This is a genomic window from Corynebacterium sp. HMSC05C01 (assembly GCF_001807155.1).
GTDB lineage: Bacteria > Actinomycetota > Actinomycetes > Mycobacteriales > Mycobacteriaceae > Corynebacterium > Corynebacterium coyleae.
The window spans coordinates 1-19,369 of the sequence record NZ_KV787942.1 but is presented as its reverse complement, the minus strand read 5'-3'; the positions used below and the strand labels follow the sequence as shown (position 1 = coordinate 19,369).

Sequence of the window (19,369 nt, the reverse complement as noted above, 5' to 3'; positions counted from 1 at the left end):
GTCTGGTTCCACAAACACAGAGCTAGACGACCAGCGGAAAACGGCCGGCTAGAACCCCAGGGAACCCCGGGGAACCCCAGGGATCAACCCCCCAAACCCCCAACCCCCCAAAAACAAAACCTAGAACACCTCGACGCGTCCGCCGAGGGACTCCACCTGCTCGAGTTGGCGGACCCAGCCCGGTGCGCCAGGGTGGACGCGCATGACGGGGCGGGAAGAAATCTTCACGGGGGAGACGGACTCGCGGCGGGCGCCTTTGCGGGCGGCCATGCGCAGGTAGGCGCGGTTGCCAGATTCGGCTAGCTGCTTCATGGACGCCGGATCGTCCGCAAGGGAAGCGCGTGCGGCTTGGAGGAGTTCGATGAACTCGTCGAGCACAGGCACGAGCGAGTCGGCGTTGGTTTCGCACATGTTGCGCACGAGTTCGGGTTCCGTACTAGCTACCCGGGTCGCGCCCCTAAAGGATCCGGCGGACAGGGACTGCGAGAGCGTTCCGCCCCGGTCGCCGACCAACGACAGGGCTTCAGCGATGACGTGGGGGAGGTGGGAGACGCGGGCGACGGATTCGTCGTGAAGCGATACGCGCACGGGGACCGCCTCCGCACCGACGACGGATGCGAGCCGGCAGACGGTGGTGAATAGGGCGGCCCAGTGGTCGTCGGCAAGGCCTTCGCGCGCGTAGTCGTACGTTACGGCCCACGCGGCGCCCTCGAACAGGCCCTCGTGGGAGGCGCTCCAGCCGGAAAACTCGGTGCCCGCCATGGGGTGGCCGCCGACGTAGCGGCCCTGCATGTCGCGCTCGACGATGAGGTCGTACACGCGCTCTTTGACGGATACCACGTCGGTGATGTCGCACGTCGGGGCGAACGAAGCTACCTGGTCCAGCACGGACGCCACTGCCGCCATCGGCACCGCAACCACGATGAGCGCGTTGTCGGCCTCTGCGCGGCGCAGCACTTCTTCCATGTTGTCGGAGACGTCGAAGCCGTCCCGTTGTGCTGCGCGTGCCCCGTGCATGGTGTAGCCGAAGACGCGTTCGTTAGAGATGGTCAGGTCGCGCATGAGCGACCCGCCGATCAGTCCGAGGCCGAGAATGCAGATGGGGGGCAGTTGGTAGGTAGTCACCGCGTTAAGTCTAGTGACACTTTGGCCCGCGCGGACTACGCTTTCGTCCCATGAGTCAGGACTTCACGGACGGGTTTGCCGTCACCGTCGCTCAGGTTGGGGGTTCGTGGCAGGTGCGCGAGTTCCGCGACGATTTCACGGACCTTTCCACCTCCATTGACGCTGTGCGCGGTTTGCGCAGCGAGGGCGCGGCGTTTGCGCTGCTTAATGTGGAGGATGACTATTTGGTTGTGGTGCGTCCGGGCCCGTCGAAGGTGCGTGTGCTGATTTCGGACGCGACGATGGCGGTGGATGATGATTTCGCGGCTGACATCCTGGATGAGGCCGACGTGGACATCCCCGACATCGACCCGGATGAGCTGGACAACGTCGACGGCTGGGCTGATGGTGATTTTGCCATCCTCGCGGACCTGGGGTTGTCCGAGGAGCAGTTGAGCATTTTGCTTGACGACGACGCCGACCCGGCCGATCTCGCCCACACCATCGCCGACGAGTTGGGTTTTGGCGACGAGCTTGCTGATGCCGTCGATTAGCAAACCTGCCCGCCGGGCTGAAGAACGGATGCGGGAGGCGATCGAGGTTGCCCGCACAACCCCGCCGGGCGATGTACCGGTGGGGGCTGTGGTGTTCTCCCCGGAGGGCGAGGTCCTTGGGGTGGGGGTGAACCGCCGGGAGGCGAACAACGATCCGACCGCGCATGCGGAGATGGAGGCCATCCGGCAGGCGTGCGAGGCGTTGGGGAGGTGGAGGCTGGATGGGTGTGAGCTCGTTGTCACGCTGGAGCCCTGCACGATGTGTGCGGGGGCGATCTTGGGGGCGAGGGTGTCGTCGTTAATTTTTGGCGCATGGGAGCCGAAGACGGGTGCGGTGGGTTCGGTGCTGGATGCCATCCGGGACCCGCGGCATCTGCATGTCCCTGAGGTACGCGCCGGCGTGCTGGAGGAAGAAACTGCCAGGTTACTGAGTGATTTCTTTGAAGAGCTGAGGAGTAATTGAATCGTTACCCAAAGTGTTCGGGTTTGTCCCTACACTGGGCGACTGCACCGAATTTCAACGAATAAAGGAGAACATCATGGGTTTGGATGACAAGCTTGATCAGATCAAGGGCCAGGCTAAGGAAGCGGCTGGCGACCTTACCGATAACGAGAAGCTTCAGAACGAGGGCAAGGCTGATCAGCTGATCGGCAGCGCTAAGGAGAAGCTCTCCGAGGCGGGCGACGCTATTAAGGACAAGGCCAACGAGGTCGCAGCCAAGGTTGAGGACAAGGCGGACGAGGTCCGCGACGAAGCTGACCGCTAAATTTGGTTTCTTGGCGGCGCTGCCGTTAATCTAGTCGGCGGTAGCGTGTCCGAGCGGCCGAAGGTACTCGCCTCGAAAGCGAGTGTGGGTAAAACCACCGCGGGTTCAAATCCCGCCGCTACCGCCAAGTGTTAAAGCCCCCGGCAACGGGGGCTTTTTCCATATCACAGAAGGAACCCTTTGACGTGGCGAAACTGCTGTACAACCTCGGACGTTGGTCCTACCTGCACAAATGGCGGGTGATTGTGGCGTGGCTGCTGCTGTTCGGCGCTACTGCCGGTGGTGCGTTTTCGTTGATGAAGCCGTTTACCTCCGAGTTTGCTATCGAAGGCACGCCGGCTATCGACGCGCTTCGCGACATGGAGAAGAACTTCCCCGAGGCCGGAAACGTGGCCACCGCCCCTGGCGTGAACTTGGTGTTCGCCGCGCCGGAAGGTGAGCGCCTGGATTCACCGGAGCATATGGCGGCGATGGATGCCACCGTCGGCTATATCCGCGACCATCTCGGGGTGGAGGGGGAGCGCTTCGGCAATCCAGTGACGGTCAACGGCGAGTTGCAGCGCATGATCATTGGCCAGATGACTGAGATGGGCATGCCGCGAGAGCGCGCGGAAGCGGATGCGTATCAGTTGCGCATGCTTAGCGACGACGCCCGCATCGCCTACACCACCTTCGAGTTCGACGCTGAGTCGTCGATGTCCGTTGACCAAGCGGACCGCGACGTGGTGAACGAGGCCATGAGAATCGGTCGGGACGCGGGCCTTCAGGTGGAGGCCGGCGGCGCCGGTTTCGGCGAGCCGATTGCCATTAAGACCACCTCTGAGATGGTCGGCCTGGCCGTGGCGTTTTTGGTGCTCGTGGTCACCTTCGGTTCGCTTGCTGCTTCGGTGATCCCGATCATCTCCGCCGTGGTCGGCGTGGGCATCGGCGCGCTGCTGGTGCTGTTGACCACCCACTGGGTGGAACTCAACGACGTCACTCCGGTCCTTGCCGTCATGATCGGCCTGGCCGTGGGCATCGACTACGCCCTGTTCATCCTGTCGCGCTACCGCCAGGAGGCACGCCACCTCCCGCCGGATGAGGCGGCCGGAATGGCTGTCGGCACCGCGGGTTCCTCGGTGGTGTTCGCCGGTGCCACGGTCTTTACCGCGCTGGTCGCCCTGGCACTGGCACAGATCGAGTTCCTCACCTGGATGGGCCTTGCCGCCGCCGTCACCGTGTTCATCGCGGTGCTCGTCGCGCTGACGCTTGTACCGGCGTTGCTTGGCGCGTTCGGCTCGAAGACCTTCGCGGGCAAGATTCCCGGTCTGGCCGGTAATCCGGGTCCGGGTAAGCGTCCGGCGAAGGACCTCGATGAGAATTCGATGGGTAGGCGGTGGGTGCGCTTCGTCGAAAAGGTGCCGGGCCTTGTTATGGCAGTGGTCGTGCTGGGGCTTGGTGCGCTGTCCACCCCGGTGCTTGGCTTGGAGATGTCGCTGCCGTCCGACAGCACCTCCAACTACGACACCACCCAACGCAAGTCCGCAGACCTCATGGCGGAAGGCTTCGGCCCCGGCGTGAACGCCCCACTGCTGCTGGTGGTTGATGCACACAGCGTCAACCCCAACTCGGAGATTCTCCAGCCGTACATGTCAGCGATCCCGGATGAGGCTGGCGGCGACGCCCAAAAGGCAGCGCTCGCGTCCTTCATCTACACCATGGGTGAGATCGGCTCCGTCAACGGCATCGAGCACGCGCAGCTCATCGCAGCTAACGACGACCTCACAGCCGCCCAGATCCTCGCCACCCCAACCGGTGGTCCGGAAGAGGAACGCACCTTGCAAATCGCCCACGGCGTGCGCGACGCGATCAGCCAGGTGGAAGACGCCACGGGTATCGACGTTGGCCTGACCGGCCTGACCGCCGTCCAAATGGACATCACCGAAGAACTCTCAAAGGCCATGCCGCTGTACCTGTCCATCGTGGTGGGGCTGGCGATCGTGCTGCTCGTTATCGTGTTCCGCTCCATCATGGTGCCGCTCGTGGCAGGCCTTGGCTTCCTGCTGTCCGTCGGCGCTGCCTTCGGCGTGACCGTGCTGTTCTTCCAAGAAGGCCTGTGGGGTTTGGTGAACACACCGACCCCGATCCTGTCCTTCCTGCCGATCTTCCTCATCGGCGTCACCTTCGGCCTGGCCATGGACTACCAAGTCTTCCTGGTTACTCGCATGCGCGAGGCCTACCTGCGCAACCGCGACGGCGACCGGCTGCGCGCCGTGCACGAATCCACCGTGCAAGGCTTCAGGCAAGGCGCGCGCGTGGTCACCGCCGCCGCGATCATCATGATCGCCGTCTTCATCGCCTTCTTGGACCAACCGTTGCCGTTCATCCAGATCTTCGGCTTCGCACTCGGCGTCGCAGTACTTTTCGACGCCTTCTTCATCCGCATGGCCCTCGTCCCCGCCACCATGTTCCTCCTCGGCCGCGCCGCCTGGTGGATGCCAAAATGGCTGGACAAACTCCTCCCCGAGGTCGACGTTGAGGGCACCGAACTAGAAAAGGAACACGCATGACGCAGCAGACGGACACCACCTTCGAGGTCGGCACCCAGTTGGAGCCCGCGCCGGGTAGGCACGGCCGCACCGGTGTGATCCACACCCCGCACGGTTCCATTCAGACCCCTGCGTTCATCCCGGTGGCCACAAAGGCAACGGTGAAAACGCTCACGCCCGAGCAGATCCGCTCCACCGGTGCGCAAGCGATCCTCTCCAACGCCTATCACCTGTACCTGCAGCCAGGGCCCGACATTGTCGACGAGGCCGGCGGCGTCGCCGCCTTCGAAAACTGGCATGGTCCCACCTACACCGACTCCGGCGGCTTCCAGGTGATGAGCCTCGGCGTCGGCTTCAAAAAGGTCCTCGCCATGGACACCGCAGGCCTGACCGAGGGCGACATCCGTGCGGCGAACAAGGATCGCATGGCGCGTGTCGACGACGACGGCGTCGACTTCAAATCCGTCATCGACGGCTCCTCCCACCGCTTCACCCCTGAGGTGTCGATGCAGATCCAGCACCAGCTGGGCGCCGACATCATGTTTGCCTTCGACGAACTGACCACGCTTGTGGATACCCGCGCTTACCAGGAGCATTCCGTCGAGCGCACCCGTCGTTGGGCCCGTCGCTGCCTCATCGAGCACGACCGTCTGACCGAGGTTCGGGCGGACAAGCCGCTGCAGTCTTTGTGGGGCGTGGTGCAGGGTGCGCAGTACGAGGACCTGCGCCGCCAGGCTACGCACGGCTTGTTGGATCTTCACCGTGAGGCGCTCGACGAGGGCCGCCGTGGCTTCGGTGGCTTCGGCATCGGTGGCGCCCTGGAGAAGGAAAATCTGGGCACGATCGTCGGCTGGGTCACCGACGAACTTCCTATCGACATGCCACGCCACCTGCTGGGCATTTCGGAGCCGGACGACATCTTCACCGCCGTCGAAGCTGGTGCCGACACCTTCGACTGCGTTGCCCCGACGCGCCTCGGCCGCCGCGGCGGCGTGTACACCCTGGACGGCCGCATGAACCTCGCCGGCGCCCGCTTCAAGCGCGACTTCTCCGGCGTGGACGAGGAGTTCGGCGGCTACGTCTCTGAGAACTTTTCCCGCGCCTACATCCACCACCTGCTCAAGGCGAAGGAGTTCCTGGCGGGCACGCTGTGCACGATCCACAACCTAGAGTTCATGATCCGCCTCGTGGACAACATCCGCCTTGCCATCGACGCCGGCGATTACGAGGCCTACCGCGACGAGTTCCTCGGCCGCTACTACGCCGGGAAGTAGGGGACATGTAGTCGCGCAGCCAGCTTAGGAGCAAACCCGAACTCGACCCGATGTCCTGTTAGACGCCCTCTGGGGCACTCATGTGCTCGATCTAGCAAGCAGGGTGAGTTCGGGTTTGCCCCTAAGCTGTGATTTGCGGGTCTAGGGTTGGAGCGATTTTGGGGAAACTTCGAGCCGCATCCGGCTAAAGTGAATCGTTTTGTTGCTCGGTGGATACAACAAGTTGCGCGATCCAAGTCGAAAGCAGGAGCAGAAGGAAATTCGTGCAGCGCGCTCCGTTTTGTCTGCCTGGAAAAGAGAGTAAATACGCCTTGCTGATATGGGGTTAAACACATAAACTTGCTGCTGGTTACCTATTAAGCGGAGCGTGGGGGTGAACAAATGGCCACTACAAAGTTTGAAGACTTCATCCAGCCATATCGAGAATCGGAATCGCCAGCAGCCGAGGTAATTCGTGATGCGGCAACGCGAGCGTTTGCTGCGGAACTTGCAGAGCGTAAAGCGGTAGGTGCTGCACTTGCGTCGGCCCGGCATGATCGCGGCGCAACTCAGCAATCTGTTGCTGATGCTGCCGGAATTCAACAGGCTGAACTGAGTCGCATAGAAAATGGAGTTGGGAATCCGACGGTAGAAACGCTGCTTAAGGTTCTAGCTGCGCTGGATTTGCGCTTGGCCTTCACACCGGCTCGTAAGGGACGGAACTGAGAAAAACTTTCGCCGAGCACATCGTGAACTCCCAAGGACAACTCGGCATGTTATTGAGGATCCCATCTTCCTGGGCTCCAGGGCGTCCCAACTCGTTCAGATGGCAGATCACGTTGCGTGGAGTGCGAATTCGTCGTTAATGAAAGTGCCCAAACACAAGTTCGCCCACAATTGGTACAGCGAGTACCTCGCTCCACGTGATCCTTCCAGGGGGGCCACGCGAGTTAGATTAGAAACAGCTAGACCCCCTTGGTCCACACGTGTGGAGGGGGTCTGCATCAGCAACAGTACAGGTTTCGGAGACCTGTGGGTTACACGCTCTCGTCGGCAATGCGCTGCTCGGCGCGGCGCACGGCTGCGATCGTCGGGTAGGTGATCGGCAGCAGCACGACCTCCATGAGGGTCTTCCACAGGAAGCCGACAACCACGTAATTCACAAACGTGCTCGCGGAATCGACGCCGATCACGCTCGCGGCGATGGTGCAGAACAGCAGCGTGTCCGCGAATTCGCCGACAATGGTGGAGCCGATCAGGCGCGCCCAGAGGCGGTCGGTGCCGAAGCGGTCCTTCATCTTCTGCAGTACCCACGCGTTGAGCAGTTGGCCCACCACGTAGCCGGCGAGCGAGGCCGCGACGATGCGCGGCAACAAGCCCAGGACTGCGGCGAAAGTGTCTTGCATGTCGTAGAAGTCCGCCGCGGGCAGCCAGATGGCGATGTAGAACGTCACCACGGCAAGCACGGCGATGAAAAAGCCGGTGAACACGGCGCGGCGTGCGGCTTTGAACCCGTAGACTTCGGCGATGACGTCGCCGATGACATAGGAGATGGGGAAGAGGAAGAAGGCCCCGTCGGTGACTAGCGGCCCGATGACCACGCCTTTTTGTGCCGTGATGTTTGAGATGAGAAACACCGCGCAGAACACGGCGAGCAGGTACGGGTATGGGGAGCGGGATACGCGCGGTGACATGCGCAATATCATTGCACATATGGCTGTTTTCCAAGGTCCTGCTGGTCGCTATGCGCCGAGTCCGAGCGGCGATCTCCACTTTGGCAATTTGCGTACGGCGGTGTTGGCGTGGTTGTTTGCTCGCCAAAGCGGCCGGAAGTTCTTTTTGCGTGTGGAGGATATTGATTCGGAGCGTTCATCCGCGGAGTCGGCGCTGCGCCAGATTGAGGACTTGGAGGCGCTCGGCCTCGACTTCGATCCTCCGGTGCTCTACCAGCACGATCGCGGGGACGCGTATGCAGATGCGCTGGCTCGCCTGGATACGTATGAGTGTTATTGCACGCGCCGGGATATCCGGGAGGCGGCGTCGGCGCCGCATGCGCAGCCGGGGATGTATCCGGGGACGTGTCGTGATCTCACGGAGGAGCAGCGTGCTTTACGACGACGCGACCTCGCCGACGAGGGCCGCCTCCCCGCAATCCGTCTGCGGGCCCACGTGCGTGAGTGGACGGTTGAGGATTTCTACCACGGTGCCTACACGGGGCCGGTTGATGATGTGATTTTGAAGCGCGGCGGGCGTGTGGATCAGGCTCAGGCGGGGGATTGGGCGTACAACTTGGCGGTCGTTGTGGACGACGGTTTTCAGGGGGTGGATCAGGTTGTGCGCGGCGACGATTTGTTGTTTTCTGCCCCGGCACAAGCGTATTTGGCTGATCAACTTTCTCTCGTGACGCCTTTTTATATTCACGTTCCGCTTGTGGTGGGGCCAGGGGGTCGTCGATTAGCAAAGCGCGATGGTGCTGTCACCTTGCGGGAGATGTTGGCGGATAAACGTCAGTCCGACATTGTGCGTGATATTGCCAGGTCGCTCGGATATGGCCAGGTAGATAGCGTGAATGGTTTGTTGGGCGTGTTCGAACCGTCACAACTGTCGCGCGACCCATGGACGTGGGAATCTTTGTAATTGCTGTGTTTTAGTGAAGTATAACCTGTTTTTTATATGTTAAAACTCTTGCGATCGGTCTGAAGCTCGCTCATATTTGGAGGAAGGTCACGTGGCTGCGTTTGGGGACGCACCACTGGGCAACGAACCTCTAAGGAGACTTCATGATTTCGAAGAAGATTGCTGCGAGCACCGTTGCGCTTGCCCTCGGCGCTTCGGCTGTTGTCGCCCCGCAAGCAACCGCGCTGCCAGAAGAATTCACAAGCCCTCCGGGTCGGACCGCGAACCCACAGCAGGGCGCATGTGCTGTTGTGCTGGATCAGAACATCACCACGGTGAACCCTGGCGTGGCGCTGAAGACAACCCAAAACGGGGTCAGCGTGGGTGTTGGCCTCGACGAGGTAGACAACGCTTTCGTGCCGTGGGTGAGCGTAAGCGCTGACAGTGAGCGGGTGTTTCAATCCGGCACGGCGTTCATCGTTGTTGAAAACGTAGGTACGCAGGATGCAACCCACTCCTACAAGCTTGAAGCTCTGAAGAAGGGCTCCGTTGAGATCAAGCGCAAGGGCAATGAGCCCGTTGAGATGCTTGATGTCAACGAGGTTGCGCTGATTGATCAGGAGTCGTTTTCGCTGAAGCGTGATCAGAAGCGCACGGCCGTTGTGAAGCTGGCTGTGGACAGCAATCAGCAGGCGCAGACGTGGGCCTGGAAGGTCAATAATCCGACGATCTTGGCGGCTGAGAAGACCCGCGTCAGCCCAACTGTGGAGATTGAAGTCGCCCCGTGGGTATTTGAGACCGATGACTGCGCGCCAATTGTTGCTTCTGAGCAGCAGTCCCAGGCGATCATCGCGGACGGCAACGAGTACGACACCGGCATCACGGTGGCCAATGCGGAGAACGACTACCAGCGTCTGACCGGCAACGTTTCCATCGCTGGCAAGAAGATCGAGGGTGCCAAGGTGCGTGTCGACGACACCGGCAAGGTCTACGTCACCCTCCCCAAGGGCGCGACCGGTTCGGTTGATGACGACAAGGCGGCGAAGGTTGACGTGGAAATCATCGCGAACCCTCGCGAGACCACCAAGGACGAGGATTTCGACGCCTACAAGAACCCGCAGGTACTGCGCGTTGCAACCGAGGACGGCGTTGTTGATCAGGACACGCCGAAGTTCACCGGTTCCGTCCCCGTTGCCAAGTTTGCTCCCGCCTACAACACGCCGAACACGGTCAAGCCGGGTGGCTCCGTTGATGTTGCGTTGAAGACACAGCCTGGCGACGTCCGCGGCACCGTCGTCGACGCCACCTACACCGTCGTCGACGCACCGGAAGGCTGGACCGCTGAACCAGCCAAGGACGGCACGCTGAAGGTCACCGCCCCGAAGGGCGCGAAGCACGGCGATACCGCCACGTTCACCGTGGACGTCATCTACGCCGACGGTTCCAAGGACACCATCGACACGGTGGTGACGGTGCGGGATACCGACGCAAACCTGAACACCCCGGGCTACGGCGAGACCTATGGCAAGGTCGGGGTGGAGGTCAGCCTCGAGCAGAACAACAAGAACCTGCCGGAGGGCTCCACCTTCACCATCACCCCGGGCCAGGACTTGGGCGATTGGGTGCCGAAGGTTGATCCGACAACCGGCACGATCACCGTCACCATTCCGGGCTCCGCAAAGCCTGGCGACGTGAAGACGATCCTGGTTGACGTGACCTACCCGGACGGTTCTGTGGGTAAGAACGTTCCGGCGAAGGTCATCGTCCACGGTGCCCCGGAGTACCCGGAGGTAGAGAAGACCCCGGGCCAGAACGCCACCTTGAAGCCGAAGAAGGACGACGTGCCGGGTGGTTCCACCTACGAGATCACCCCGGGTCAGGATCTTGAGGAGTGGAACCCACAGATCGACGCCAAGACTGGCGACATCACCGTCACCGTGCCAAAGACCGCGAAGGATGGCGACGAGAAGATCATCAACGTCACCGTCACCTACCCGAGCGGCAAGACCGACGTCGTGCCGGCAAAGGTCACGGTGAAGGTCGCGGAGACCCAGCCGGGCAACGGCACCGACAACAACACCCCAGTCGACAACAACACCACCACCGTGATCGTTGTCTACCCGGGCCAAAAGACGGAGGTTCCGCCGCCGAACGGTTCGGGCGAATGGAAGATCCCGGACAACCCGAAGATCCCGGAGGGTTGGAAGGTCGAGGTCAACCCAAGCACGGGCAACCTGACCATCACCCCGCCAGCCGACGTGAAGCCGGGCACCAACATCACCATCCCGGTGGAGGTGAAGACACCGGACGGCAAGACCACGATCGTCGAGATCCCGGTCAAGACCGACAACGGTTCCATCCCGAACGACCCAGGCCAGAAGCAGCCGCAGAACCTGGTGTCTGACCAGGGCTCCTCGGAGAACATCAAGAAGTGCTTCGACAGCATGTCGTCCGAGAGCAACCCGCTGCTGTGGCTGGTTCCGCTCGGCCTGCTGATCGCCATCGGTGCACCGCTGGCCGGCCCGCTCGGCGCCGAGCTGGGCAAGGCAGCAGCGAACGTGTCGGAGAAGATGAACATCCCGAACCCGCTCGAGCAGTTCGGCCTCGGCGGCGAGACCAACCGCCGCCCGCAGCCGGAGTGGATGCGTCAGATCCAGGTTGAGGCTGACCGCCTGCAGCAGCAGTTCGGCCCGGAGGTCACCCAGGCAGCAGCCATCGGTTTGTCCCTGGCTGGTCTGGCAGCAGGCATTGGCATCCTCGCCGCCCTGTGCAAGGACGGCGAACTGCCGGAGTGGGCCCAGAGCTCCAAGTCAGACGCGAAGGGTTCCTCCGACAAGGGCGAAGACAAGGGCGAGGACAAGGGCGACGGTAAGGAGACCGAGGAAACCGCCTAACCCTTCTCTCCCGAACACCGTAAAAGGCTGATGCCAGTTCGCACTCGGAACTGGCGTCAGCCTTTTACGCATTTCTGCCCGGCACGCGCAGCGCGGCGGGATTACGATTTACACCATGCTGCGGGAAAACGAAGTCATTATCCGGCAAACCAAAATCTTCGGCCGCAACGAGTTCGCGATCGAAGCACCCACCGGACAACCCCTTGGCACGGCACGGCAAACGAAGCTCAACATGAAAGACGTGCTGAGCCGGGCCTCGCGCCAAGTCGACGTGTTCGACGCAGGCGGCACGCACCTTATCAGCATCGAAGACCCGATCGACCTCATCCGCGACAGCTACACCGTGCGTCTAGTCACGCCCGCGATGGAGCTGGCGCGGCTGACATCGCGGTTCAAGCTCATGGGCTCAAAATTCGACCTCGACATCGCAGGGTTTCCCGAGGTGCAAGTCGAAGGCAAGGTGTTCAACCGCAACTACACGCTCACATCGCAGGGCCGCCCGATCGCGCACGTGGTCGCGGAGTACAAAGGCTTCGGGCGCGAACTGACCGGCAAGTCGGACTACCGGGTGCAGTTCGAGCCGGAGCTGAGCGAACGCCAGCACGCTGCGATCCTCGGTGTGGTCATCGCGATCGACATGTGGCGGGTCAAGCGCCGCCAACAATCCAGCTAGACACAAACAGCGCTAGACACAAACAAAGCCCCCGCACGTGACGGGGGCTGAACGCGAAATCCGGGGGTGGGTTACGCGTCGGAGTCGGTGGAGCGGCCGGCCAGGCGGGCGTCGATACGCAACAGGCCTGAGCCGTCCTTGCCAACAAGCTTGAGCTGGTCGACGATCTCGCTCACGGTCGACTCTTCCTCAATCTGCTCCTCCAGGAACCAGTTGAGCAGCGGGCGGGACTCGAGGTCGCCGACCTCATCGGCCAGGCGGGTGATCTGGCGGATCTGCTCCGAAACCTTCTTCTCGTGCGCAAGAGCAGCCTCAAACGCGTCGAGCGGGGTCTTGATCTCAGGCGCGTCGATCTCAATGTTGTGCGGCTTGACGTGCTCGCCACGGTCGATGAGGTGCTGGGCGAACTTCTGCGCGTGGTCGCACTCCTCAGATGCCTGCGCGGCGAACCACTCGCTCAGGCCCGGGAAGGACAGGGCGTCCATCTCGTTGGCCAGGTAGCGGTAGATGTAGGCGGCACCGTACTCTTCGGTGACTTGCTGGTTGATTGCTTCGTAAAGCTTTGCGTCGATCATGCACGCGAGTATACAGCAGCCCAGATTGGAGCGGAAGAGTAAAAGAGCTATAAGCTCGGACACCGTGTCCCAGGGTTCGAACTTTTCCGCAAAGCGTGTCACCGCCACGCTGAACCGCCTGCGCGCGCACCCCGAAATCGCAGGCCAACAGGCATGGCTGCGGGGGATCGCGGCGCACTCGAACGCGTTGCGGCCCGACCTTGCGCCGGTGGTGGAATCCTACCTGGGGGTCGAGCCGCTGGCAGAAGATGTGTTCGAAAACATGACCATCGGGGAGATCGCGGTTTGTTACGAGGCGTTCTTGGCGCTCAGCGACAGTAAGGCGCGCAAGGATGCGGGCCAGTACTTCACGCCCGACGACGCCGCCGCGTTCATGGCCCAGCACGTCAACCGTTTCCCGGAGGGCACGTGGGTGGACCCGTGCTGCGGCACTGGGGTGCTCGCGTGGCATCTTGCGCGGAAGGTTGATGGGGATGTGGGGGGCTTCGTCGCAAAGCAATTGATCCTGGTGGACATCGACCCGGTCGCGCTGCACACCGCGGTGGTGCTGCTGTCGCACTTCCTCGCGCCGGGCGACACCGCAGGCTTTGAGGCGCTCGCCGCGCGCTGCGTGGTGGCCGATTTTCTTCACGACGACATCCCCGCCCACGACTTTGTCATCATGAACCCGCCCTACGCCTCCACCGCGCGCGACGACACGTTCGCCACCGCCGCCACCCGCGACCTGTTCGCCTATTTCATGGAGCGTGTCGCCACCACCAGCCGCGGCTTCATCGCGGTCACGCCCGCCTCCTACCTGGGCGCACCGAAGTTCGCAGGGCTGCGATTGCTAATCGACGACCACCTCACCGGCGGCGACATCACCGTCTTCGACAACGTCCCCGACACCCTGTTCCGCGGCTACAAGTTCGGCTCGTCGAACACGTCGAAAACCAACTTCGTGCGCGCCGCCGTCACCGTGTGCCCGCCGGACGAGGACTCGTGGCGGATCACGCCGATCTTGCGATGGCGTGCAGCATCGCGGGCAGCCATGCTGGCTAAGGCACCGCACCTGCTCGCGCCGCGGCAGATCGGTCAGGGAGGGGAGTGGCTGAAGATCCACCCCGACCACCAGGAAATCTGGCGGCAAATGCAGGGGTGGGAGCGCACCATCGCCGACCTTGTCGTGCCCGGCCCGACCGAGTTTTCGCTCACCGTAGCCACCACCCCGCGCTACTACATCTCCGCCGCGTTCGGGGAGTTGAGCCGGCGCTCGAAGCAGGTGCTGCACTTCGCCACCGCACACGACCGGGACCTCGCGGCGGTGACGCTGAACTCGTCCGCGCCGTATTTGTGGTGGCGCTGGCACGACGGCGGCGTAAGCCTCACCCGTCGCGTGCTCATGTCCGTGCCAGTGCCCGACCTAGAGCCGGTGCTTATCGACGACATCCGCGCCTCCGAACGCAACAACCTAGTCACCAAACTCAACGCCGGCATTGTCAATGAAAACGTCAAGCACCCCTTCGCCCTTGTGGAGCGGCTCAACCGCGTGGTGTTCGGGCGCGACGTAGACGTGGCGGCGGCGTACGCACAGGACCTCACGGAAGTGCCGTGAGCAAATACTTTGTGCCGCGCGCGAGTGCCATGTCCATCTCGTACTTCGGCTTGCGCGGCGACCCGTCCTGCTGGCGGCCCTGGTTGAAGACTTTGATGATGCCGCGGGCGATGGCGTCGCTAATAGATGCAGTATCAGGGAAGTAGTACGCCTCGATGCTGGTCACCGTGTGCGCGACCTTGAGCTTGCGCGAGTTCGGCTTGCGTTCCTTGACCACCTTGCCACGCTTGGCCATGTGCCAGCGGTAAAACGCATCCTCGTCGGTGTAATCCGGCACCGTGTTGACCACGATGAACCCGACCCCGTCCTGTGCTGCGGCAAGATCCACCGAGTACTGGTCGTTGAGCGGCGTGCGGTCCGCTTTGCCGTCGCTGGAATGCACCTTCAAATCCCACGTGCGGGTGCCCTGATAGTCGAACTCCGTGTGGCCGATGGTCGCCGGCCCGCCCTTGAACTTCGCCGCGTAAAACGGCAGGACTTTGAACTCGGTGTACCAGGCGAACCATTCCGTTTGGTTCCGGTTGCGGTACTGCGCCGCGAACATCTCCTCCACACACGTGCGCCCATCGAACGGCAGGCTCGCCCAATCGGTGTCCGCCCGCAGGCCGAGCGCCTCCGCAGCACCAGCGACGAGCGCGTTGGCCTCCAGCAGCGGGGAGGCGAAATCCTCCACGCCCGTGAACCTGCGCGTGGCCAAGTGCAGCAGGTTGTTCAGGCCGTTCAGCGTGATCGTGTAGCCGGACGAGTAATCGCTTGGTCCCCACGTCCCGCCGAGCTGTCCCGCCAGCCAGCGGCCGAGTTCGATCTTGGTCGCGTCCTCCGGCGCGTTGTTGTTGTCGATCGCACGCGCCAGGTTCACCAGCACCGACTTGCGCTCTTTTGACCCCGGCCCGAGCGTCTCCGGGCCCGAACCCGTCAGCGCGCTAATGCGGTTGACCGCCTCCAACTTGTTTTTCGCCGGGGTGAAGTCGTCCGACGAGAGCTTGCTAAACGACGACACCCCCGACCCCCGGGTGCGAGACGTCTGGGCGGTGAAGTGGTCGTCGACAATTGCGCGCAGCGTCGTCGCCCGACCATCAACCCCGGAGCCCAGGATGTACTGGGCGAAGTTGTCGAAGATGCTGTCCGCGATCTCCTCGGCAGTCCACGCGTCCTCGTAGGGCACGTCGAGTTCCTCGGCGGCGGCAAGGGCGATCGCGCGCGGGATCATGCCCGCATCCGCAACCGTATAACGGCCGATACCCAGCAGGTCAGCGAGTCGATCAAGCGCAGTGTTTGCAGTTGTGGTCACGCACAAAACGGTAGCAAAAACGCCCCGCGCAGAAACGCGGGGCGTGAAATTTGCGGAGGATGTGGGATTTGAACCCACGAGGGTCGTGAAACCCGCACGCGTTCCAGGCGTGTGACATAGGCCGCTAGTCGAATCCTCCAGCGAACAACCTCCCCGGCATGCACCGGCGAAGCGTCTTTGGACATGGTAATGCACACACCCCACAAGACCAAAACCGCAGCGTGGCCCGGCGCAGGTTGTGTTCTGGCGGAAGAGATGGCTACAGTGTCAGGCAGGATCTCACGCGGTGTTATCTTGTGAACTCCCCCAGGGCGGGAACGCAGCAAGGGTCAGCGAGCTCTAGCAGGTGCGTGAGGTCCCTTTTTCATGTTCGGGGACGGATAGGCCGCTACGATGGTGGGCACGCAAAATTCGCCTTCGAACATCTGGAGTGATGATGTCTCTCAAGGACCTGGACGCAGCCCAGTTCAACGAACTCGCCGAGCGCACCCGCACACAGTACGAGGAACTCAAGGCTCGAAACCTCAACCTGAACCTGACGCGTGGCAAGCCGTCCGCAGAGCAGCTCGGGTTCTCCGACGCGCTGCTGTCGCTGCCGGGGGCGGACGACTACACCGACAAGACCGGCGCTGACGTGCGCAACTACGGCAACCTCGACGGCATTGCGGACATCCGCGAGCTCTGGGCCGGGGCCCTCGGCGTCGCCCCGGAGAACGTCGTCGCCGGTGATGCTTCGAGCCTGAGCATCATGTTCGACCTCGTCTCCTTTGCCTACATCTGGGGCACCAACGATTCGCCACGCCCCTGGAAGGACGAGGAGACCGTCAAGTGGATCTGCCCGGTGCCGGGCTACGACCGCCACTTCACCATCGTCGAGCACTTCGGCTTCGAGATGATCCAGGTGCCGATGACCCCGACCGGCCCCGACATGGACCTCGTCGAAGAATTGGTGAAGGATCCGCAGGTGAAGGGCATGTGGTCGGTGCCGATCTTCGGCAACCCCACCGGCATCACCTACTCCGCCGAGACCATCGAGCGCCTCTGCGCCATGGAGACTGCCGCGCCGGACTTCCGCCTGATCTGGGACAACGCGTACGCCATCCACACGCTGACCGACGAGTTCCCGGACAACCCGAACGTCCTCGAGATCTCCGCGAAGCACGGCAACCCGAACCGCTTCTGGTACATGTCGTCCACCTCCAAGATCACGCTCGCTGGCTCGGGCGTGGCGTTCTTTGCCTCTTCCAAGGAGAACCTGGACTGGTACAACAGCCACGCCGGTGTGCGCGGCATCGGCCCGAACAAGGTCAACCAGCTGGCACACGCCCGCTTCTTCGGCGACGTCGACGGCCTGCGCGCCCACATGCTCAAGCACTCCGGTTCGCTCGCCCCGAAGTTCGAGGCTGTCATCGGCATTCTCAAGGAGCGCCTCGGCGAGTACGGCGTCGCCGAGTGGACCGAGCCGACCGGCGGCTACTTCATCTCCCTGGACGTCAAGGACGGCTCCGCCAAGCGCGTCTGGGAACTGGCCAAGGAAGCCGGCATCACCCTGACCAAGGCCGGCGCATCCTTCCCAGGAGGCATCGACGAGCACGACGAGAACATCCGCCTCGCACCGTCCCTGCCGCCGCTCGACGAGGTCCGCACCGCCATGGACGGCGTTGCCACCTGCGTGCTGCTCGCCTGCATCGAGGCGCATGAAAACTGATCAGGTCGCCGCATGGCTCGGGTCCTTCATGGACATCGAGCTCATGCTTATCGACGACGCCGCCGTCGCCCTCACCACCATCAACTCCACCCCCGCAGCCTGCACCGTCGGCTTCTCCCAAGTCGACACCGGCCTGGTCATCGACGGGGATGGGGCAACTGATGTGCGGTGTGAGATTGTGACGGTAGGTGGGGTCGTCGATAAGCAACTGCCCGGGCGCGCCGTCGTTGCTGCTGCCCGTGCCATCGAACGCCTCGGCATCCCCGCACAACCCGGCGTGCTGCTCGAAGGCGCCCTCGACGAGCTCGGCACCACCGCACGCCACGGCTGGCTGCGAGAACCCGAACTCTTCGACCGCGGCACACCGCTGTACCGCGAACCCGACCAACTCACACTGTTGCTTGAACTCGTCGCACTTACTGACGACGAATACGTCATCGCCCGCGACCAAGGCCTCGACGTACTAACCCGCAGGCTACGACGCCGCGGCACCAACACCACCGAATGGAATCGCGAGGCCGAGTAAGGTAGCCCGCGTGGCTCTGTACAGGAAATACCGCCCCGCAACATTCGGCGAAGTCGTCGGGCAAGAACAAGTAACGCGACCGCTGTCCACCGCACTGGACAACAACCGCATCTCACACGCCTACCTGTTCTCCGGCCCACGAGGCTGCGGCAAAACATCATCCGCCCGCATCCTCGCGCGCTCACTCAACTGCGCCGAAGGACCAACCTCCACCCCCTGCGGCGTATGCCCCTCCTGCGTCTCCCTCGCCCCCGGCGGCAACGGAAACCTCGACGTCATGGAAATCGACGCAGCCTCCCACGGCGGCGTCGAAGACATGCGCGACCTGCGCGAACGCGCCCTGTACGCGCCCAGCGAATCGCGCTACCGCGTCTTCATCATCGACGAAGCCCACATGATCTCCAAAGAGGGCAACAACGCCCTGCTCAAAATCGTCGAAGAACCACCCGCCCACCTCATCTTCATCTTCGCCACCACCGAACCCGAAAAGATGCTGGGCACCATCCGCTCGCGCACCCACAACTACCCATTCCGCCTCCTCGCACCCCAAGCCATGCGTTCGCTTCTCGAGCGCATCGTTGCCGACGAAGGCGTCACCGTCGACGAAAACGTCTACCCCCTGGTCATCCGCGCCGGTGGCGGCTCCCCGCGCGACACCCTGTCCATCCTCGACCAGCTGCTCGCCGGAGCTGGACCCGACGGCCTGACCTACGAACTCGCCCTGCCACTGCTGGGCGTCACAGACCTTACACTTCTCGACGCCGCCGTCGACGCCATCGCATCCGGCGACGGCTCCGCCATGTTCCGCACCATCGACGAAGTCATCGAATCCGGCCACGAACCCCGCCGCTTCGCCCTCGACCTCCTCGACCGCATGCGCGACCTCCTCCTGATCCGCACCGTCCCCGACGCATTCGGGCAAGGGCTTGTCGACGCCCCCACCGACCGCTCCGAAATCCTCAAACACCAAGCCGAACTCTTCACCCCCGCCCACCTGTCCGCCCTGGCCACCGAAGTCAACGACCGACTCCCAGACCTCGCCGGCGCCACCTCGCCCCGCCTGCTCCTCGAAATCATGATGGCGCACCTGCTCACCGTCAGTGTCGGCGGCGGCGCGCTGGGTGCTGGTGTTGCTGGTGCTGGCGCTGCGGGTGCTGGCTCCGCGTCTGCACCTGCCACGTCTGCCGCCGGCGCCCCTTCCGGCAATGCTGGCGCTGGCGGGGGAGGCGCTGCCGCTGCCGCAGCCGCTGCAGCCGCCGCCGCGAGCGCCCGCACCGCCTCGCGCA

17 protein-coding genes, 2 tRNA genes and 1 other RNA gene are annotated in these 19,369 nt (G+C 62.9%); 15 read left to right on the top strand and 5 right to left on the bottom strand.

Annotated elements, in window-relative coordinates:
* Positions 1–120 precede the first annotated feature (120 nt).
* The gene (locus HMPREF3145_RS02045) at positions 121–1,125 is read right to left on the bottom strand and encodes a prephenate dehydrogenase (RefSeq protein ID WP_070421604.1); all 1,005 of its coding nucleotides are present in this window, start codon (positions 1,123–1,125) and stop codon (positions 121–123) included.
* 50 nt (positions 1,126–1,175) lie between these two features.
* On the opposite strand from HMPREF3145_RS02045, the gene HMPREF3145_RS02040 reads away from it, so the two are divergent.
* From HMPREF3145_RS02040 to HMPREF3145_RS11425, 7 genes are all read left to right on the top strand, one after another.
* Positions 1,176–1,658: a tRNA adenosine deaminase-associated protein gene (locus HMPREF3145_RS02040; protein ID WP_070421603.1), complete on the top strand. Its 483-nt coding sequence runs from the start codon at positions 1,176–1,178 to the stop codon at positions 1,656–1,658.
* Between the two features lie 28 nt (positions 1,659–1,686).
* Positions 1,687–2,121 (top strand): nucleoside deaminase, encoded by a 435-nt coding sequence (locus HMPREF3145_RS02035; RefSeq protein WP_070421602.1) that lies wholly within the window; start codon positions 1,687–1,689, stop codon positions 2,119–2,121.
* A 76-nt stretch (positions 2,122–2,197) separates the two neighbouring features.
* Complete coding sequence (locus tag HMPREF3145_RS02030; protein WP_070421601.1) at positions 2,198–2,425, top strand: CsbD family protein; 228 nt, start codon at positions 2,198–2,200, stop codon at positions 2,423–2,425.
* Between the two features lie 39 nt (positions 2,426–2,464).
* A tRNA-Ser gene (locus HMPREF3145_RS02025) sits at positions 2,465–2,552 on the top strand.
* Positions 2,553–2,610: 58 nt separating this feature from the next.
* Positions 2,611–4,974, top strand: coding sequence for an MMPL family transporter (locus HMPREF3145_RS02020; RefSeq protein WP_070421600.1), 2,364 nt, complete (start codon positions 2,611–2,613; stop codon positions 4,972–4,974).
* Entirely contained in the window at positions 4,971–6,227 is a 1,257-nt protein-coding gene (tgt, locus tag HMPREF3145_RS02015) for a tRNA guanosine(34) transglycosylase Tgt (RefSeq protein ID WP_070421599.1), read from the top strand. Before HMPREF3145_RS02020 ends, tgt begins: the two co-directional genes overlap by 4 nt.
* Positions 6,228–6,608: 381 nt before the next feature.
* A complete protein-coding gene (locus tag HMPREF3145_RS11425) occupies positions 6,609–6,932 on the top strand; it encodes a helix-turn-helix domain-containing protein (protein WP_083279335.1) in 324 nt (107 codons plus the stop codon).
* A 311-nt stretch (positions 6,933–7,243) separates the two neighbouring features.
* On the opposite strand, the gene HMPREF3145_RS02010 is transcribed toward HMPREF3145_RS11425, so the two are convergent.
* Positions 7,244–7,900: a queuosine precursor transporter gene (locus HMPREF3145_RS02010; RefSeq protein ID WP_070421598.1), complete on the bottom strand. Its 657-nt coding sequence runs from the start codon at positions 7,898–7,900 to the stop codon at positions 7,244–7,246.
* A 19-nt stretch (positions 7,901–7,919) separates the two neighbouring features.
* Between HMPREF3145_RS02010 and gluQRS the strand changes: the two genes are divergently transcribed.
* The 3 genes from gluQRS to HMPREF3145_RS01995 all read left to right on the top strand — a co-directional run bounded on the left by gluQRS (position 7,920) and on the right by HMPREF3145_RS01995 (position 12,389).
* Entirely contained in the window at positions 7,920–8,843 is a 924-nt protein-coding gene (gene gluQRS, locus HMPREF3145_RS02005; protein WP_070421606.1) for a tRNA glutamyl-Q(34) synthetase GluQRS, read from the top strand.
* A 143-nt stretch (positions 8,844–8,986) separates the two neighbouring features.
* Positions 8,987–11,716, top strand: a complete 2,730-nt coding sequence (locus HMPREF3145_RS02000) for a YPDG domain-containing protein (RefSeq protein ID WP_070421597.1) — start codon at positions 8,987–8,989, stop codon at positions 11,714–11,716.
* A gap of 115 nt (positions 11,717–11,831) precedes the next feature.
* Positions 11,832–12,389 (top strand): LURP-one-related/scramblase family protein, encoded by a 558-nt coding sequence (locus HMPREF3145_RS01995; protein WP_070421596.1) that lies wholly within the window; start codon positions 11,832–11,834, stop codon positions 12,387–12,389.
* A gap of 71 nt (positions 12,390–12,460) precedes the next feature.
* Here the strand turns inward: HMPREF3145_RS01995 and HMPREF3145_RS01990 are convergent, their stop codons facing one another.
* Complete coding sequence (locus tag HMPREF3145_RS01990; RefSeq protein ID WP_180952355.1) at positions 12,461–12,961, bottom strand: ferritin; 501 nt, start codon at positions 12,959–12,961, stop codon at positions 12,461–12,463.
* A gap of 67 nt (positions 12,962–13,028) precedes the next feature.
* On the opposite strand from HMPREF3145_RS01990, the gene HMPREF3145_RS01985 reads away from it, so the two are divergent.
* A complete protein-coding gene (locus tag HMPREF3145_RS01985; protein ID WP_070421594.1) occupies positions 13,029–14,558 on the top strand; it encodes an N-6 DNA methylase in 1,530 nt (509 codons plus the stop codon).
* Here the strand turns inward: HMPREF3145_RS01985 and HMPREF3145_RS11420 are convergent.
* Positions 14,542–15,849: a hypothetical protein gene (locus tag HMPREF3145_RS11420; RefSeq protein ID WP_083279333.1), complete on the bottom strand. Its 1,308-nt coding sequence runs from the start codon at positions 15,847–15,849 to the stop codon at positions 14,542–14,544. The genes HMPREF3145_RS01985 and HMPREF3145_RS11420 overlap by 17 nt on opposite strands.
* A 53-nt stretch (positions 15,850–15,902) precedes the next feature.
* Positions 15,903–15,988 (bottom strand) — tRNA-Ser (locus HMPREF3145_RS01980).
* 131 nt (positions 15,989–16,119) lie between these two features.
* Here HMPREF3145_RS01980 and ffs point away from each other — a divergent pair.
* The 4 genes from ffs to HMPREF3145_RS01960 all read left to right on the top strand — a co-directional run.
* Positions 16,120–16,215, top strand: an RNA gene (gene ffs, locus HMPREF3145_RS01975) — signal recognition particle sRNA small type.
* Positions 16,216–16,285: 70 nt separating this feature from the next.
* Positions 16,286–17,557 carry an aspartate aminotransferase type Ic gene (locus tag HMPREF3145_RS01970; RefSeq protein ID WP_070421605.1) on the top strand — a complete coding sequence of 424 codons (1,272 nt, stop codon included), beginning with the start codon at positions 16,286–16,288 and terminating at the stop codon, positions 17,555–17,557.
* A complete protein-coding gene (locus tag HMPREF3145_RS11775) occupies positions 17,547–18,083 on the top strand; it encodes a hypothetical protein (RefSeq protein ID WP_070421593.1) in 537 nt (178 codons plus the stop codon). Before HMPREF3145_RS01970 ends, HMPREF3145_RS11775 begins: the two co-directional genes overlap by 11 nt.
* Positions 18,084–18,093: 10 nt before the next feature.
* On the top strand, positions 18,094–19,369 hold a 1,276-nt coding region (locus tag HMPREF3145_RS01960), incomplete at its 3' end, for a DNA polymerase III subunit gamma and tau (protein WP_070421592.1).

What these genes read in the sequence shown, in the direction of transcription:
- HMPREF3145_RS02035 (WP_070421602.1), top strand. Translation starts at nt 1,687, where the DNA reads ATGCGGGAGGCGATCGAGGTTGCCCGCACAACCCCGCCGGGCGATGTA.
- gluQRS (WP_070421606.1), top strand. Translation starts at nt 7,920, where the DNA reads ATGGCTGTTTTCCAAGGTCCTGCTGGTCGCTATGCGCCGAGTCCGAGC.
- HMPREF3145_RS01995 (WP_070421596.1), top strand. Translation starts at nt 11,832, where the DNA reads ATGCTGCGGGAAAACGAAGTCATTATCCGGCAAACCAAAATCTTCGGC.
- tgt (WP_070421599.1), top strand. Translation starts at nt 4,971, where the DNA reads ATGACGCAGCAGACGGACACCACCTTCGAGGTCGGCACCCAGTTGGAG.
- HMPREF3145_RS11775 (WP_070421593.1), top strand. Translation starts at nt 17,547, where the DNA reads ATGAAAACTGATCAGGTCGCCGCATGGCTCGGGTCCTTCATGGACATC.
- HMPREF3145_RS01970 (WP_070421605.1), top strand. Translation starts at nt 16,286, where the DNA reads ATGTCTCTCAAGGACCTGGACGCAGCCCAGTTCAACGAACTCGCCGAG.
- HMPREF3145_RS02010 (WP_070421598.1), bottom strand. Translation starts at nt 7,900, where the DNA reads ATGTCACCGCGCGTATCCCGCTCCCCATACCCGTACCTGCTCGCCGTG.
- HMPREF3145_RS02000 (WP_070421597.1), top strand. Translation starts at nt 8,987, where the DNA reads ATGATTTCGAAGAAGATTGCTGCGAGCACCGTTGCGCTTGCCCTCGGC.
- HMPREF3145_RS11425 (WP_083279335.1), top strand. Translation starts at nt 6,609, where the DNA reads ATGGCCACTACAAAGTTTGAAGACTTCATCCAGCCATATCGAGAATCG.
- HMPREF3145_RS02040 (WP_070421603.1), top strand. Translation starts at nt 1,176, where the DNA reads ATGAGTCAGGACTTCACGGACGGGTTTGCCGTCACCGTCGCTCAGGTT.
- HMPREF3145_RS02030 (WP_070421601.1), top strand. Translation starts at nt 2,198, where the DNA reads ATGGGTTTGGATGACAAGCTTGATCAGATCAAGGGCCAGGCTAAGGAA.